Raw genomic sequence first — 16,407 nt, 5'->3', positions numbered from 1 at the left:
TGGTCTCTAACATATGATAGATCGCTAGTTTGATCATCTTTCATTTGATACGACCATGTCGATTTCACAACATCTAACTCATTAAGTTTATCATGAAAAAAAACGATTCATTGCTGTTCACTCAAGCCCTCCATCAGCAATCGATAAGATTCCAGTCTCCGCTCATAATCAGGTCCAGCCGTGACCACGAGTATGCGGTTCGTCCTCAGTCGCTGACCCAACTCTCGGATATAACGCCATACTTGTTCGGGTGTCCCGACAATCTGCCGAAGTGCATCGTTATCTCCTGCCTGTGACGTATTATTATAAGGGACAGTTTGGGTAGTGTCCTCTCGGGTTGGATACACTTCCTGTTCCTTCTTACGTCGTTCCGTCATCTCACGACTCCACGTTAAAGCCTCGTCTTCAGATGCTGCACATAATACCCGGATGGCCACCATCACTTCTGGTTCCTTCAGCCGGGCACTTGGCACGAAGTCTTTCCGATAACGCTGTACCGCCTCCACTCCATCGGAATCACTCATAAATTGACCAAATACATACCCCATACCAAACTGGGCGGCGTATGCTGCACTTTTGACATTGGTTCCCAGCATCCATAGAGATAACGGAATATCGGGGATTGGACGCGCTGTAACCGGAACATTCTCATACGTATACCGATCTTCCAAGAGCTCGGTCAGGGAAGCAAGTGCGGCAGGAAGATTCGCAACATGCTGCAGGTAGTTGCCGCTAAGTGCCATTGCTGCATGCGGCCCTCCGCCAGGAGCTCGTCCCAGGCCAAGCTCGATGCGGCCCGGATAGAGTGAAGCCAGCAGGCGGAACGACTCCGCAACCTTAAGCGGGCTGTAGTGCGGAAGCAGAACGGCGCCTGATCCAAGCTGTATCGATTCGGTTCTGGCACCTATATGTGCCAGCAGCACCTCAGGAGCAGCAGAGGCAAGCTCATCCATATCATGATGCTCAGACGTCCAGTACCGGGTATATCCCCATATTTCAGCACGTTGAGCCAGAAGGACAGCCTGCTGGAGAGCCTGTTCAGCAGAAGCGTCATTCAGCCTGGGAACAAGGTCCAGCACACCCAGACTGAATTTCCCCTCCGCATTGTCTCCAGCGTTCTGGCCAGCACTTTTACCATAATATTTACTACCACTTTCACTTAAGTTTTCGCTAAAGTTAGCAGTCAACTCCTACAACTCCTTTGCCGCTGCTCGTCTCTCTTCTATTAATCCAGATCATAGATCGAACCGACCTTCAGACCGTAAAGTTCATTATAGATCTTCTCGGCAAACGCATCGGTCATCCCTGCTATATAATCAATCACCATATGCTCCCAAGTCCAGATGGGCTGTGCTTTCGCTTGATCTTTCTCGTATCGCTGCAGCCAATCGGAAGGAATGATAGATTTTGATGTTTCCGGATCCAGAAAGGCATCCCACAACCGTTTAATCATCCATTCACTGCGTTTCTGCAGCCGCTGTACGCGCAGATCCCGGATCATCGTCACCCAGGCGAAGCTCTTGAGCACACTCACCGTGCGCAGCATGTCGAGGTCTTCCGCGCCTTCCCGGACGAAGGTTACCTTTTTCCAGTCCCCGTCATCAATTACACCAAGACTGCCTACGAAAAGGCTGACCCAATACGCTTTCACCTCACGACGGGTACGGGAGTAATCGTGCTCACAGAAAGGCATCTTCTCATTCCAGATGCGTAGAAATGACGCAAGCACCTCTTCTACTTTTGCCGCGATCGCTTCTCTTGTCCAGCCCTTCCAGAACAGATCCTCCAGTGTGGTGATTTTGTCGACGATAAGCCGGTTGATATGTTGGTCCTGCAGGAAATGCTCATGCACCTCGATTTTGCCAGCTTTGATGCCATCCTCCAGATCATGTGCAGAATATGCGATGTCATCGCAGAGGTCCATCAGCTGGGCCTCAAGTGTTTTCTTGCCTGCCGGGATGTTCCATCGGTCCCGAATCTCGCGGATGTACTGCCATTCATGATGGTACATGCCTTTTTTGCTTTCGGTGCCTGGATAGGGATACTTGTTGATCCCCAGCAGTACGGCATCGGACAGGTTCAGCCCATCAATATCTTCACGTTTCTCCAAATACATAATGAGCCGGAAGTTATGCGCGTTGCCTTCAAAATGCTCGTATTTGCGTTTCAGTTCCGCTCGTACATCGGATTCCGCCTTAGGGGTCTTCGCTGCACGGCTTTTCTTCATAATCTTCTTCGTCTCGCTGTTAATCAGATCATCCAGAATGCCGTCCAGCACCTCTTCCCCTTTATGCCCAAAAGGAGGATGGCCGAAATCATGTGCGATTGCCGCACATTCTACAACTTCCGAGTCAATGATCAGACCTGGACTCTCCGCCAAACCCCAGTCTACCTCCGGGTAATGCCGCAGCAGACTTCTGGCCGCTTCTCGTGCAATTTGCGCCACCTCAAGGGAATGAGTAAGACGTGTCCGATAATAATCACCGGTTCCGGCCCCGAATACCTGTGATTTGCCCTGCAGTCTGCGGAAAGTCGGTGAATGAATCAGTCTGGAATAGTCACGTTCGTATGCTGCACGCGAGCCCTCCAGCTTCGTAAGTTCAGGATATTGTCTATGTTCTCTCAGATCGTTCCATTGCATGTGGATCACTCCTAGCCGATTGTCTCTATTTTGAGTGATTATACACAACATCTGCGGTTTCGAAAAGCAAAATCCGTCTGTCATGTCAACTCTTCTCACATCAACTGATGAAGTACAGCCTCTCTCTGTATATTATACCCGCAAGATTATCCTCTGTGCATCGGATTAAAGTGCTGCGCTGTGCTGCAGAGAAGACGGCTGTACGCAGATAAGAATGGAATGAAGCCAGAACGCTGAAAAATGGAGCTCCTACGAATGCTCGTACTGCACCACATTGCGACCAGATTTCAGAACATTCCATGAAAAAGAACCCGGCAGGCACATCATGTCCTGTCGGGCTCAGTTTCAAAGTATAGGTTTTAAATACCAACGTATCGGTCCGTATGACCATGCAGCACTCACATTTTCATACCCTTTCCTTCCAGACCTACACCATCACCTTACAGATATCGTTTGTAAACTCAACAGGGTCCTGAATCGGTAATCCTTCAATCAGCAGTGCCTGATGATACAGCAGGCTGGTGTACAAGCTCAACTTTTCCTTATCCTGTGCAAAAGCTTCCTTCAACGATTTGAACACATCGTGGTTCACGTTAATCTCCAGCACTTTGTCAGCCTGTACATCGCCGCTGTTCGGCATCGCTTTTAACACTTTTTCCATCTCGATCGTCAGTTCGCCCTCGGTGGACAAACATACCGGATGGCTGCGGAGGCGCTTGGAGGCTTTCACCGCTTTGACTTTGCCTTCCAGCTGTGCCTGCATCGCTTCAAACAATTCCTTGTTGTCATTGTCCTGCGCATCGGTCTCTTCTTTCTCCGCGCTGTCTTCAATGCCCAGATCACCGCTGGAGATCGATTTAAATTCTTTTTCCTTATAGTTCATAATCATCTTGATTGCGAACTCATCGATATCGTCGGTGAAGTAAAGCACCTCATAGCCTTTTTCGAGTACTCCTTCGATCTGCGGAAGCTTCTCGATCCGGCTGATGGATTCACCTGCGGCATAATAGATATATTTCTGATCTTCAGGCATTCTGGAGACGTATTCGTCCAGGCTGACCAGCTTGTTCTCTTTCGAGGACGTGAACAGCAGCAGATCCTGCAGTGTATCCTTATTTACGCCATAATCACTGTACACACCATACTTCAGCTGACGACCAAAAGCTTGATAGAACTTCTCGTAGTTCTCCCGTTCGTCTTTGAGCAGGCTCTGCAGCTGGCTCTTGATTTTGTTTTTGATGTTCTTCGCGATCAGGCTGAGCTGACGGTCATGCTGCAGCATCTCACGAGAGATATTCAAAGACAGATCCTCCGAATCCACCATCCCTTTAACAAAACCGAAGTAATCCGGCAGCAGGTCGCCGCACTTGTCCATAATCAATACCCCGTTGGAGTACAGCTCCAGACCTTTTTCATACTCTTTGGTGTAGTAGTCAAACGGCGTGTTCTCCGGGATAAACAAAATCGCGTTGTATACCACAGCGCCATCCGCGCTGATATGAAGATGCTTCAGCGGTTTATCGAAACCGTACCGTTTCTCCATATAGAAATTGGTATAGTCTTCTTCGGTGAGCTCGCTTTTGTTTTTACGCCAGATTGGCACCATGCTGTTCACGGTTTGTTCTTCCTTGTATTCCTCAAACTCGTTCTCCGTACCTTCCTTCGGACGCTGGCTGGTCACATCCATTTTGATCGGATAACGAATGAAGTCAGAGTATTTCTTGATGATCGATCTCAGGCGATACTCTTCCAAAAACTCGTCATAGGAGTCTTCTTCGGTATTTTGTTTGATCGTCAAAACGATCTCTGTCCCTACGCTGTCTTTCTCAGCGGGTGTGATCGTGTATCCATCCGCGCCTTCGGATTCCCATCTCCAGGCCTCGTCGCTGCCAACTGTTTTACTCGTTACCGTCAGCTTGTCCGCCACCATAAATGCGGAGTAGAAACCAACCCCGAATTGACCGATGATGTTATGGCCGTCTTTGGCTTCGTTTTCTTTTTTGAACGCCAGGGAACCACTTTTCGCAATCACACCCAGGTTGTTCTCCAGCTCTTCCTGCGTCATACCAATCCCGGTATCGGTGATCGTGAGCGTGCGGTTTTCCTTGTCGATCGTAAGTTTGATGAAATAGTCCTCTTTATTAAAAACGAGCGTGTCGTCGGTTAGAGCTTTGTAATATATTTTGTCGATAGCGTCACTGGAATTGGAGATCAATTCTCTGAGGAAAATTTCCTTTTGGGTGTAAATGGAGTTAATCATCATATCCAGCAAACGTTTGGATTCCGCCTGAAATTCTTTCTTAATCGCCATGAATGAAATGCTCCTTTCAAATTTGGGAATCAAATGATCCTGTCCACAAACACAAAATCATTCCATATGTAATGGTAACTTCGCTTATTTGTTAGCACTCAAATAGCCAGAGTGCTAAACCCTTCTTTTTATATAACATATGGGAAAATTGGGTGTCAATATAAAGATGGTTATTTTCACAAAATGATGGATTTCCCTCGCAGGCTGATGCTCCATCTCTAGCTGTATGACCTCTCTTCACAGTTTAACGCACTTGCTCGATCAACACAAAAACCGTCTCAAAATTTGGGACGGTGTGGAGTGCGGTTGAATGGTAACGAGCAGCTTACAGGCGCAATTCACAAGAACGCTATTATATTTCAGCTCCGCCTGTATTTTAACATTTCGGCTCCCTACTTCTTTGCCATCTTGGGGTCGAGTGTGTCACGCAGGCCATCGCCCATCAGATTGAAGCCAAGCACAGTCAGCATGATCGAAAGGCCCGGGAAAATTAGTGTCCATGGAGCCTTTTGAATAAACTGGCGGGAGTCTGACAGCATTTTGCCCCATTCCGGGTCGGGAGGCTGCGCTCCCATGCCTAGAAATCCAAGTGCGGCTGCCTCGATAATCGCTGTGCCGATTCCGAGTGTACCCTGCACAATGAGAGGCGTTAGGCTGTTTGGTAAAATGTGCCGAAACAAGATGCGTCCGTTCCCCGCTCCCAGCGTTCGTGCCGATGTAATAAATTCCTCCTGCCGTAAACTGAGCACCCGGGACCGCACCAGCCGCCCATATGTAGGAACATTCACAATCGCAATAGCAAGCAGCGCATTTTGCAAAGATGGACCTAGTATGGCAACGATGGCAATGGCCAGCAAAATACCCGGAAAGGCCAGCAGAATATCGAACAAACGCGAGATCATCATGTCAGCCCATTTTCCATAAAATCCGGCGATCAATCCCAATAGCGCTCCTGCAATAATGGAACCGATAACCGAGAAAAAACCAACCCACAAAGATATTCGTGCCCCATGCAGTACACGGGAAAACACATCCCGACCCAGGTCATCCGTTCCAAACCAATGCTCCGCCGAAGGAGCTTGAAGCCGTTCCTGCAGCACCTGTTCTTTGTAATCATATGGCGCGATGTACGGTGCGAGGAAAGCCAGCACGATGAAAAAAACGATAATGATCAAGCCTGCCAGCGCAAGCCGATTTCGCCGAAACGTTGTCCATGCCTCACGCCAGGGGCCAGATCTATTCATTCGCACCGCGTCAACGCTTTGTCCGGTATTGGTCGACAATTTGGCCATACAGGTTCTCCTTTGTTGAACTTAGATATGTTGAACGGGAAAATTCGGTGACACATGCACAGCCTAAGCTTCCGAAGCAGCTTCTTTCACAAGGTACACGGTTGCTTGCCTCCTTGCATCGGTATGCCTGTGAATCCGCTTCCCTATTTGTAGCTGATTCTTGGATCAAACACTGCATAGAGCAAATCTACAATCAGATTGATCAATACAAAAAAGAAAGCCACGATCAGGATTCCACTCTGAATCACAGGATAATCCCGTGAACTAATCGCTTCATATATATAACGCCCTACACCCGGCCAGGCAAAAATCGTTTCCGTCAGCACCGCGCCACCCAGCAGAGATCCAGTTTGGATGCCGATGACAGTCAACACAGGGATAAATGCATTTTTCAAAGCATGTCCATATACGACAAAAAACGGCCCTAATCCTTTCGCCTTGGCGGTACGAATATAATCGGAACTCATCACTTCCAGCATGCTGGAACGGGTCATCCGTGCAATAACCGCCATCGGGATAGTACCCAGTGCCACACTTGGCAGAATCAGATGTTTTGTCACCGTCCACAGCTGATCCCAGCGGCCTGCAAGCATCGTATCCAGTACGTATAAACCAGTGATTGCGTCAACCGGATCACGCGCATTCATTCGCCCAATCGAAGGGAGCCACTGCAGCTTGTTCGCGAACAGCCACTGTTCCATCAGACCGAGCCAGAAGATCGGCATGGATACCCCCACAAGAGCAATCACCATACAGCAGTAATCAAACCAGGAGTTGTGCTTCCATGCGCTGACAATCCCTGCATTGACGCCAATAACGACGGCAAACAGCATACTCGCCATGGTAAGTTCAAGCGTTGCTGTCAGATAAGGTACAATTTCCTGGGCAATAGGCACTTTGGTGCGAATGGAAGTGCCCAGATCCCCTTTGAGCAGATCGCCCAGATAGGCGAAATACTGCTGTAACCAGGGTTTGTCCAGTCCAAGTTGGTCCCGAAGGGCCTGTTTGGACTGCTCGGTTGCTTTTTGCCCCAGAATCGTCTCTGCCGGATCACCTGGTATTGCATGAATGATCGAAAAAACGATTAACGTCATCCCCAGCAAAACGGGTAACAGTACCAGCACGCGTTTGACAATATAACTGTTCAATTCCAGATCACCTGCCCTAAACGTACGTATCATACATGTCTTCAGATCTTCAGATAAGAGAAAACGCACCAGCGAATACGTATGCTTAGGATCGTTATCTCCAGATGCAGCTTCTGCCAAGCATTACATGTCCGCCAGCGCGTTCCGGTTCACTTCTTACTCAGAACCCGCAAAATCATCATTCGAAGTAAGCACCTGCGTACGATTCGCTTCCGAGCGGAGAAGGTACAAACCCTTTCAAGTTCGCTTTACCAGCCAAGATCGGCGTTGTATGCACAAGCGGAATCCAGGGAGCGTCTTCCTTGATGATCACTTGGGCCTGTTTGTACAGCTCCGCACGTTTGTCCTGATCCGTCTCTTTCTGCGCATCTGTCAGCAGCACATGCAGATCCTCATTCACATAGAAGCTGCGGTTGTTGCCTGGAATGGCATCTTTGTCCAAAAGGGTATACAGGAAGTTATCCGGGTCTCCGTTGTCCCCTGTCCAGCCGAGCATGTAGATATCATCCTTCTCCCCGGCTTTGGCATCGTCCAGATAAGTCGCCCACTCGGGGGATTCGATGTTTGTTTTCACGCCAATTTTCTCGAAATCTGCCTGAATCGCTTCCGCTATTTTCTTGCCATCTGGCATGTACGGACGAGATACCGGCATGGCATAAAATGTCACCGGATCAGGCAGCCCGTCAGGGAAGCCGGCTTCGGCGAGTAACGCTTTCGCTTTTTCCAGATCATAGGTGTAATCTTCAATCGAATCATTGTAGCCCCATAACGTAGGCGGCATCGGGTTCACGGCAGGCTTGGCCTGGCCGGCAAAAAAGGCGTCGATAAGCGCTTGTTTGTTAACGGCATGGTTGAGGGCTTGTCTGACTTTGACATTATCAAACGGTTTTTTCTTAAAATTAAAGCCGATATACGCCACGTTGAACGGTGGACGTTCAATCTTCTGCAGCTCGCTGCTGCTCTCCAGAATGCTCAGATCATCCGGGTTCAGGTCTTCCATGACATCAATCTCGCCATTCTGCAGTGCATTGAAACGGGCCGTGTTATCCGGGATGGAGCGCACGATCACCTTGTTCAGCTTCGGCAGTCCTTCCTTCCAGTAGTCCGCGTTTTTCTCCAGAGTGATGGAGTCGTTCCGCTTCCACTCTTTGAATACAAATGGACCTGTGCCTACGGGCTCGCTCTTAAAGTTTTCTTTTTTCTCCTGAATCGCCTTTGGACTGCCTATGCCAAACGGGGTCATCGCAATGTTTTGCAGGAAAGGTGCCTGCGGCTGGGTTAAAGTAAATTCAACCGTTGTTTCATCGAGCGCCTTCACTTCCTTGATCACGCGTCCGTCCTCCGGCCCAAACATCGAATCATAGTAATCGAAGGAATCTCCTTCGAATTTATATTCACTTGCCGGATCACTCCAGCGATTAAAATTGAAAACGACCGCATCCGCATTGAAGTCGGTACCGTCATGGAACTTCACCCCGGATTTTAGCTTAAACACATACTTGAGCCCGTCCGCGGAAATTTCCCAACTCTCGGCCAGCCCCGGCACAACCTCGGTTTCGCCCTCCTTGTAATCCAGAAGGGAATCAAATACCTGATGCCCAATCTTCAGGGATTCCCCATCGGTCACAATGGCTGGATCAAGCGCTACCGAGTCTCCGCCGCGTCCCATAATCATCGTATCCTGGGCAGCTGTTTCCGCCTTGGGATCACTACCTTCCGCAGGTGCTGGCGTGCCCTCGCCGCCCTCATTGCTGCTGGTGCAGCCGGACAGCACAAGTACCGTACTCAGTGCCAAAGTTAATAAACCGGACATCCATTTTTTTCTCATTCGCATACGTACAACACCCTTCCCTGTCTCATAATGTGTGTAATGCCTGCATGAAAAAACGGCAGCTCTGGCAGTCTGTACAATGATGTTAATGGTGGTGCTGGTCAGTCATCCGATGATTCTTCGTCGGTCGTAAGCATTGGAAAACTTGTATCATCTATTAAAGGCTTTAACTGCCTCTGATACCTGTGTTAGAGTGTTGAGCGCGGAGAGGTGGTTCAACCACCATAACCAAGCGGGAGAATACAGTAGAACGTACAAATAAAAACAAAAATTAAAGGCCTAAATGGATAAAATGAAATAACAGCTGTATAACCTGCAGGACCAGCTATTAGAAAAGTTAGCAGCAAAGTGGACAGCGATCAGCGAGCTGTAAGAAGTAAGCAGCGAATCTTAAGCAGCAGTACGCAGTAAGCTTCTTTTAATTCTCTTAATCAGTCTCAGCTTAGGTCCTCTATTAAGCATTCCTATTTCAGTGGTTCACAAAGAAAGGCTCGGACCTAATTAAACTAAGGTCAATTTTCCTCAGAGCATTTTGCTTTAGCAGGGCAGTGAGAGTGAGTTTGTTTTTCATGAGGTGTCATGCTGATAGAATCACGGATAGATAAGAATAGAACAGAACGACGCTACAATAACTTACAATGTTATAGTTTTGTCATGATGAGGAGGATTCTGTAATTAAATCGTGGTAGAAAATATTTTCGTGTAACTTACTTTACATCACATTTACCAAATAGACAAGAGATTTACAGACATATGTTTTAAGCGACCTAATACACGTTATTTTTACTGACATTATGTATAAAAAAGGAACACAGATCGACAATAACCGCCGTGTTCCTTCCTGTTTTTCTCCAGATTCAGATCTGTTCTATTTCTACAGATGATTCATTATGACTTAACCATAAACGGATCAAATGTTTGCCCGTAAGTATGTCAGCAAATGTTTAAACGAACAGACAGTTAAGCACAATGCAGCATTTGAAAAACGTTCTATATAATGATAAAATTGTATACTATAATGAACAAAAAAAAGGGGTGTTACTACTTGAATGCTATACACATCAGGATAGGAAACAACCTGCAGCGTATTAGAAAACATAGGCAGTTAAGCTTAGATAAGCTTGCTAATTTAACAAAGGTTAGTAAAGGTATGCTTCATCAAATTGAGCAAGGACAGACGCAGCCCACCGTGACAACCGTGTGGAAAATTGCTACGGGACTTAATATTTCGTTTTCGTCTCTACTTAAAGAGGATGAGGCAGTAGTATCCATTGCAGCTCGAAAAGAAATTCCGGATTTAACAGAAGACAATGGAAATTGTAGAGTATACTTACTGTTTCCGTTTGACCCCCAAACCCGTATTGAAATGTTCACGATTATTCTTAGTCCTACTTGTAACTATGTTTCACTCCCACACAATGATGGGGTTCAAGAGTACATCACAGTTATCTCCGGAGTGTTTAATCTACAGATTAAGGATGAAATATATGCATTACAAGAAGGACAGGCTATACGATTCGCAGGCAATGTCGAACACCGTTATATCAATAAATCGGACGAAAATGTGACGATCCAGGTTGTTATGTATTATGCGGAATCTTAATGGCATGTAATTATTAAGGAGGGATACACGTTGACAAGTCAACTTAAAGATAGTGCACAACAGGTTCAAAACAAACTAATAGAGTTGAGATACGCAAATAAAGTTATAGAACTGCCTGACAGTACGCGAACTGCACAGGAAGCTGCCGATACGATAGGCTGCGAGGTTGCACATATAGCTAAGTCAATTATCTTTCGACTCAAAAGTAACGATAAACCCTTATTGGTTATAGCCAGTGGTGTAAATCGAATTAATGAAAAACAAATTAACACCCACGTGAATGACCGTTTAGGAAAAGCTGACGCTGATTTTGTACGTGAACACACAGGGTTTGTTATTGGAGGCGTACCACCTTTAGGACATACAGAGTCCCTCATCACTCTTATTGATGAAGACTTGTTACAATTTAGAGAGATATGGGCTGCTGCCGGACATCCAAAAGCAGTGTTTCAATTAACACCCGAAGAATTAGTGCAAATGACAAAAGGACAAGTAATCTGTGTAAAATAAACTTGTGTTAACTTTCTGTCATTTCATTAACGGGAAACGATAACTCAATACATTCAAGTGAAATCAATCGTAATAGTGATTAGCTTCTTTAACTTTCAAGATTTTCATTTGTGTTTGTAGATGGGTGAATTGGAAGCATAAGTTTGCCAAACGGCAAACTTATGGGTTAAGTCTCACATATTATTTACTTTTTAAATAAACCTCTGCGGTGCATTACGGTAATGAAACGATAGAAATCGTAACTCGCTCCGTTATCGATGCTGAACAGCGGATTTTTGGCATCATAGGCCAGCGCTGCCTCCACGGCAGCTTTCGCCCATACCGGAACTTCCATCTGCTGACGTGCCTGCAAACGGTCAACCTGTGCTTTGAGCGCTTCAAACGCGGCTTTTTCTTCAGCTGTCATCGGTTCGCCCCCTTTCGGTGGTTCAGCTGGCGGATTTGGATTCGGGTTGGTCGGATTGGATGGCTCCGTTGGGTTTGTCGGATTGGTTGGATTTGTCGGGTTTGGGGCTGCTGCCGTGTATCTCGCTCTGAGCTGCTGCGCTGTTCCCTCGTATTCGTTCATATCCACATTGCCGCTGATTCCGTTCACCCTGCCCGAGTCCGTGTACTGCCAGAACGTCCAGCGCTTCCATGCTGCCTGTTCATCAGGCACACGTGTACTGCTGTACCGCGCGATCCACAGATCGTAAGAACCCAGGGAAGCATCAAAGTTTCTGGCAAATGCGTTGCCTGTGTATATGATCGGTTTCACACCTGTCAAACGCTGTAATTCTGTTAAAAAGGCTTTGGCCACCGTGTTCATCTGTGCTTTGCTCAGATTGCCGGGGTTGTTCTCATAGTCCAGAACGGGCGGCAGCTGTAAGGCTTTGGCTCCCCCGACTTTGTTCAGCGTATTGGCATAATGCGCCGCTTCAGCCTTCGCGATCTCGACAGACGTTCCGCGGAAGAAATGATAGGTTCCTACCATCATGCCCGCCGCCAGCGCACCTGTTACATTTTTCTGAAAATTCGGATCGATATACGTCCGCCCTTCGGTTGCCTTGATAAACACAAACGTCATGCCGCTTGCCTTCACCTTGGCCCAGTCGATACTGCCCTGGTACCGGGAGACGTCAATGCCCTGCGTGTTGCCCGGGGTTCTATTTTGCAAAATTCTCACACCCTTTATGCGGCTGCTGCCGTTTGTATATAGTTAATGCGGACGGGTTAGGAACTGCTTGTGTGCGTGTCCCTTAATGAAGCAAAGAAAATGAATGAACGTATTATGTCCACAGGAGTCGAATAATGACGGTTTGCAGACAATTCAAAAACAAAATAACCTGGAGAGACGCAAGTCTCCCTAGGTTACTTTAAGCTTATGTTGTCGAAGTCCAGCTCCACCTATCTGTAAAATAATAACTTGCAGCATCTACTGCTTCTTTACATCATCCTGAGCTGCTGGCAGTTCTGTTTCATCCGGTCCGGATTGTGAAAAAGAATCTTTGACATGTGGAGAAAGGTTACCGGGGGATTCCCCGGCTCCCCCCTTCCCCTTCAGCACCTCAATCGCCTGCCGAATGACTGGCGGAATCGGTGCACCCAGCTTGCCCCCATTTTCGATGATCGACAACAGCTCATTGGCGATATAAAAAAAGGCGACCGCATCCCTGAACAAATGTCCGTCTCCCAGAACACCGTCCACCAGATGAGCCACCGATACCATTGCAAATATAAATACCTTCCGCGCGATCCCGAACATCCCGACATTACTTTCAAGCTTACCCGTCATCCCAGCTGCCGCGATGCCGGTTAAGTAGTCAAGGATGACGAACACGAGCAATACGCCGAGCACCCCTGACCACCCTCCGAAGAAGTAGGTTGCTGAGCTGCTTATTAGCGCAATTCCCCATTTCCAAAGGGTGTCCCATCGCTCCATAGCTTCACCTCCTTAGATTTTAAATACCAGCTGCTCCAGAGGGAATAATAAAAGCGCACCACTTGGGTACGCTCGTTAAATTCCTTCAGTTTTTCTAAAATATATCCTCAATAGCCTGGCGATAATCAGTATTGGTAATGTCATCAAGCAAGTATACTTGACTTGTCTTTGGGTTGAGTACTTTATTCAATATTCTTGCAAAATTCCTCCTGTATTTTCATTGGCTAATAATAAATTTGGTCTTCCAATTCCTTTATTTTTTTGTTCTGGTGTTTCGACAATGGGAAGATCCTCTAAAACTGGTTGTTTCGCAGCAGGATCGATACTGACAATTCGATGAGTGTGATAATCGATTACCCCATATTCCAAATCGATGTAATGCAGCTCAGTGTTTTCTTTCCTTGGAAGTACATCATCCTGTATTTCACCAGCTCGATAGATGATTTCACCGTCTTGATCGTATATAATTCAGATCCCAATATTCATTATTCGTATGCCCTCCAATAAAACGGCCTTGATGACGCCAATTCAAAATATGGCAGCGGTAACTGAAATCCACCGTTTGTGATATAGGTTCTGCCAGCGCTCTTGTCCTCTACCCGGAAAGTATCAAATATAGTTTCTCCGTTTATCCATCTTAGCCCGTTAAACACGGGGTAACCATTTTCTATTCTTTTGGAATTATAACCCAGTATATTATCCCCATCATCATCATAAGTAATAATAATTTGCGATGGTAAAAAATCCAGAGTGGAAACACTTATATACCCACAGGTAAATGCAGTTCCATCTGAATAAAGAAACCTTTTATCACCTAAGTTATATCCAAACCCTGAAGCAAACTTCCTCCCCTTATCTGGCCCATCCAACCCGTAATTATCTAATAAGAAATTATCGATTTTAGGCATTGGTCGCCTCCTGCATGACAACATGGACCTGAGCATTCCCGGCGGTTGAAGTCCAGCCTTCGATATATTCGTTTGGCGAAATAAACATATCAGCGAACGGAATCAAAACTGTATCATTTCCAGCTATGGTGTACTTGTTTATCAAATTACAGTTATCACCACTCCAACCGAAACGAATAGTTACTGTTTGTGGTCCGCTGCTTACGTTACAAATAACGATAGACTTGACCAATCTATTAACACCATTTCCGGCGGCCGGAACAATGGCCGTCGTTCCCGTTCCTAAACCAACACGGTACTGCGCAAGCCCTAATGAACTGGGGATTCCATCTTTTTCAACACCTGTTATTCTAGCGTTAACAATTGAATTTGCGCACCACATGTGAAGGGTTTCCCCTGGGCTGATAACAATATCACTGATCGGAATAACCAAGGTTTGATTTGCCTTAATAGACTTGTTGTGCAATAAAAAATACAAAGGCACAGTGTTAAGCCTCATATTTACTGTCGTGTCTACTCCGCTAACATTACAAATAATAATGGATTTTATAATGCATGTCTTACCCGTTTTTCCAGTGTAAATAGTTGTCCCAGATGTTGTGGATAAAGCGTCCCCGTATATTTTAATAGGCGTTTCTGCCATCTACAACGCCCCCCATACTCTTCTTTGTGGTGTTTGCAATATCCAAGGTGTCCATGTCGTTGTTGACCATCTTTGCCTTACGTACACTATCGCAGTACTTGTGCTTGCTAGCGTAGCGCGTTGAATTAAATTGTTCACACTAATTTTAATTACTTCGACGTAAAAATCAGCTCCGTTTACAGTGGGTAAATTCGGAGATTGTGAACCGTCAGCGTAATACATTCCCGGATCAGTCAAAGTATTTAAATCCACTCTACTTAATCTTGAATACCCGTTATCTTGCGTTAGAGGATACTTTTGCCACGCTTTATCATTCACGTATTGTTGAGCGGACAGTCTTACATCGTTAACCGCCTTCTCCGTCGCCGCCACCGTCTCGGACGTGCCGTCCGTCTTGTTGGACAGCTGTACTATTCCCGGTTCAGTCAATGATGCAGGTGGGATGGCTGCGTTTTGGAGATCCTCCTGCAGCTGTTGGATTTCGTCCCTAGTAGGTACTTTTTTCCACGAACCCCATCCGAAATAGTAGTTGCGTTGAAAAACTTGTAAGTCACTCGGCTCGAAAGTTGTTAGAGTTTGGACGACACCAGCATGTTTTTCTATCGTCAAATGAAAAGCTACACCTGTTGGAGAATTAGCTAAAGTTTCTACCATGGCATTCTCCGGGCAATAATACTCCCCTTCTGTAATATAACTATTAAGATCAGAGCCAGCAGATATAAGAATTGCTTCACGTGTCGCCACACCTGCATCAATCTTTTCAAAAATTCCGTTAATACTCTCCCGGGTTACATTCTCATTCCCCAAGGGAAGAGGTAATTTCAGTCGATCCGTTTCTTTTGGCATTACGCCCACACCTCCAATTCATTCCACGTCAAGGACGCGGCATCGAGTTCATCCCAAGTCATCTGCTTCTTATCCAGGTCGTCCCAGACCAGATAACGGTATTTATATTCCACAGCCATGTGGGCCGGCTTCAGCTCATCAATGGCTCGTTTCAGATCATCGATATTGGGCGGAATGCCCATGGTATCTACAAAGCTCACCGTAAAGCTCCACGCTTCCGGCTGGAAGGTAACATCAACCTTGCCCCCGGCATAGGCTTCAGCCACGTTAGCTACCTGCCTGCCTGAAAACTTGCCTGCCCCGCGCAGCTTCGACTCCACCACAGCACGCCGCTGCTCTACAGGTTTGAGACGATCAGTCTCAATGCCAAGCTCCTGCTCCCAAAAGTCCAGTCCCCACGTCGCCGTACGGACAAAAAACTGCTCCAGCGTCTCGTCCAGAGCCTGATACAGCAGATCCATCTCCGCACCTTTGGCCTGCATATCGGCCTGCATGACACGGGAAGTCTCATAGTACCGGGGCAAATAGGAGAACAGTTCCCGACCCTTCTCACTTGTCAGTCCAGCATGTACAGCAGAAGGAGCACTCATGTCCTGTGTCCTCCTTTCTATTCACATCTGTGGAAAGCCGCTCACTGGACTGATCTGCCCGAAAGGAAGCTAGTTCTTGTTCTAAATGTACCTTGGACCAGTCTAATTCTTCCACTTGAGAATCTAGCAAGCTTGCCGCTACTTTCCCCTCCACCTTTTCCAA

The 16,407-nt window shown here is 46.8% G+C and carries 14 protein-coding genes; 2 read left to right on the top strand and 12 right to left on the bottom strand.

The genetic code is table 11. From position 1 onward, the window contains the following. Positions 1 to 107: 107 nt before the first annotated feature. From MKY97_RS06250 to MKY97_RS06225, 6 genes are all read right to left on the bottom strand, one after another. Entirely contained in the window at positions 108 to 1,085 is a 978-nt protein-coding gene (locus MKY97_RS06250; RefSeq protein WP_342556258.1) for an MsnO8 family LLM class oxidoreductase, read from the bottom strand. Between the two features lie 140 nt (positions 1,086 to 1,225). Further along, complete coding sequence (gene dgt, locus MKY97_RS06245; protein ID WP_342554621.1) at positions 1,226 to 2,641, bottom strand: dGTP triphosphohydrolase; 1,416 nt, start codon at positions 2,639 to 2,641, stop codon at positions 1,226 to 1,228. 427 nt (positions 2,642 to 3,068) lie between these two features. Then, on the bottom strand, positions 3,069 to 4,952 hold the full coding sequence (gene htpG / locus MKY97_RS06240; RefSeq protein ID WP_342554620.1) for a molecular chaperone HtpG: 1,884 nt from the start codon (positions 4,950 to 4,952) through the stop codon (positions 3,069 to 3,071). 392 nt (positions 4,953 to 5,344) lie between these two features. After that, positions 5,345 to 6,244 carry a nickel transporter permease gene (gene nikC / locus MKY97_RS06235; protein WP_342554619.1) on the bottom strand — a complete coding sequence of 300 codons (900 nt, stop codon included), beginning with the start codon at positions 6,242 to 6,244 and terminating at the stop codon, positions 5,345 to 5,347. A gap of 143 nt (positions 6,245 to 6,387) precedes the next feature. Then, positions 6,388 to 7,392 (bottom strand): ABC transporter permease, encoded by a 1,005-nt coding sequence (locus MKY97_RS06230; protein ID WP_342554618.1) that lies wholly within the window; start codon positions 7,390 to 7,392, stop codon positions 6,388 to 6,390. A gap of 178 nt (positions 7,393 to 7,570) precedes the next feature. After that, positions 7,571 to 9,220, bottom strand: a complete 1,650-nt coding sequence (locus MKY97_RS06225) for an ABC transporter substrate-binding protein (RefSeq protein ID WP_342556257.1) — start codon at positions 9,218 to 9,220, stop codon at positions 7,571 to 7,573. Positions 9,221 to 10,268: 1,048 nt separating this feature from the next. Between MKY97_RS06225 and MKY97_RS06220 the strand changes: the two genes are divergently transcribed. Both MKY97_RS06220 and MKY97_RS06215 read left to right on the top strand, forming a co-directional pair. Beyond that, on the top strand, positions 10,269 to 10,826 hold the full coding sequence (locus MKY97_RS06220) for an XRE family transcriptional regulator (protein ID WP_342554617.1): 558 nt from the start codon (positions 10,269 to 10,271) through the stop codon (positions 10,824 to 10,826). A gap of 30 nt (positions 10,827 to 10,856) precedes the next feature. Then, positions 10,857 to 11,336: a YbaK/EbsC family protein gene (locus tag MKY97_RS06215; RefSeq protein WP_342554616.1), complete on the top strand. Its 480-nt coding sequence runs from the start codon at positions 10,857 to 10,859 to the stop codon at positions 11,334 to 11,336. A 184-nt stretch (positions 11,337 to 11,520) separates the two neighbouring features. Here MKY97_RS06215 and MKY97_RS06210 read toward each other — a convergent pair whose 3' ends face one another. From MKY97_RS06210 to MKY97_RS06185, 6 genes are all read right to left on the bottom strand, one after another. Beyond that, a complete protein-coding gene (locus MKY97_RS06210) occupies positions 11,521 to 12,492 on the bottom strand; it encodes a glycoside hydrolase family 25 protein (protein ID WP_342554615.1) in 972 nt (323 codons plus the stop codon). 258 nt (positions 12,493 to 12,750) lie between these two features. Continuing rightward, the gene (locus MKY97_RS06205) at positions 12,751 to 13,257 is read right to left on the bottom strand and encodes a phage holin family protein (protein ID WP_342554614.1); all 507 of its coding nucleotides are present in this window, start codon (positions 13,255 to 13,257) and stop codon (positions 12,751 to 12,753) included. Positions 13,258 to 13,742: 485 nt separating this feature from the next. Beyond that, positions 13,743 to 14,165 carry a hypothetical protein gene (locus MKY97_RS06200; RefSeq protein ID WP_342554613.1) on the bottom strand — a complete coding sequence of 141 codons (423 nt, stop codon included), beginning with the start codon at positions 14,163 to 14,165 and terminating at the stop codon, positions 13,743 to 13,745. Further along, positions 14,158 to 14,808 (bottom strand): hypothetical protein, encoded by a 651-nt coding sequence (locus tag MKY97_RS06195; RefSeq protein WP_342554612.1) that lies wholly within the window; start codon positions 14,806 to 14,808, stop codon positions 14,158 to 14,160. Before MKY97_RS06195 ends, MKY97_RS06200 begins: the two co-directional genes overlap by 8 nt. Further along, positions 14,809 to 15,654, bottom strand: a complete 846-nt coding sequence (locus MKY97_RS06190) for a tail fiber protein (protein ID WP_342554611.1) — start codon at positions 15,652 to 15,654, stop codon at positions 14,809 to 14,811. It lies immediately after the preceding gene. Further along, positions 15,654 to 16,244, bottom strand: a complete 591-nt coding sequence (locus MKY97_RS06185) for a YmfQ family protein (protein WP_342554610.1) — start codon at positions 16,242 to 16,244, stop codon at positions 15,654 to 15,656. The genes MKY97_RS06190 and MKY97_RS06185 overlap by 1 nt, the downstream gene beginning before the upstream one ends. Positions 16,245 to 16,407 lie beyond the last annotated feature (163 nt).

Source organism: Paenibacillus sp. FSL R7-0652, assembly GCF_038595045.1.
Taxonomy (GTDB): Bacteria; Bacillota; Bacilli; order Paenibacillales; family Paenibacillaceae; genus Paenibacillus.
Note: the sequence above shows the minus strand (reverse complement) of the source record. Positions and strands in the feature narration are given on the sequence as shown.

Excerpts from the sequence above, each read along its gene's own strand:
- htpG (WP_342554620.1), bottom strand. The coding sequence starts at position 4,952 with ATGGCGATTAAGAAAGAATTTCAGGCGGAATCCAAACGTTTGCTGGAT.
- MKY97_RS06225 (WP_342556257.1), bottom strand. The coding sequence starts at position 9,220 with ATGAGAAAAAAATGGATGTCCGGTTTATTAACTTTGGCACTGAGTACG.
- dgt (WP_342554621.1), bottom strand. The coding sequence starts at position 2,641 with ATGCAATGGAACGATCTGAGAGAACATAGACAATATCCTGAACTTACG.
- nikC (WP_342554619.1), bottom strand. The coding sequence starts at position 6,244 with ATGGCCAAATTGTCGACCAATACCGGACAAAGCGTTGACGCGGTGCGA.
- MKY97_RS06200 (WP_342554613.1), bottom strand. The coding sequence starts at position 14,165 with ATGCCTAAAATCGATAATTTCTTATTAGATAATTACGGGTTGGATGGG.
- MKY97_RS06190 (WP_342554611.1), bottom strand. The coding sequence starts at position 15,654 with ATGCCAAAAGAAACGGATCGACTGAAATTACCTCTTCCCTTGGGGAAT.
- MKY97_RS06185 (WP_342554610.1), bottom strand. The coding sequence starts at position 16,244 with ATGAGTGCTCCTTCTGCTGTACATGCTGGACTGACAAGTGAGAAGGGT.
- MKY97_RS06205 (WP_342554614.1), bottom strand. The coding sequence starts at position 13,257 with ATGGAGCGATGGGACACCCTTTGGAAATGGGGAATTGCGCTAATAAGC.
- MKY97_RS06195 (WP_342554612.1), bottom strand. The coding sequence starts at position 14,808 with ATGGCAGAAACGCCTATTAAAATATACGGGGACGCTTTATCCACAACA.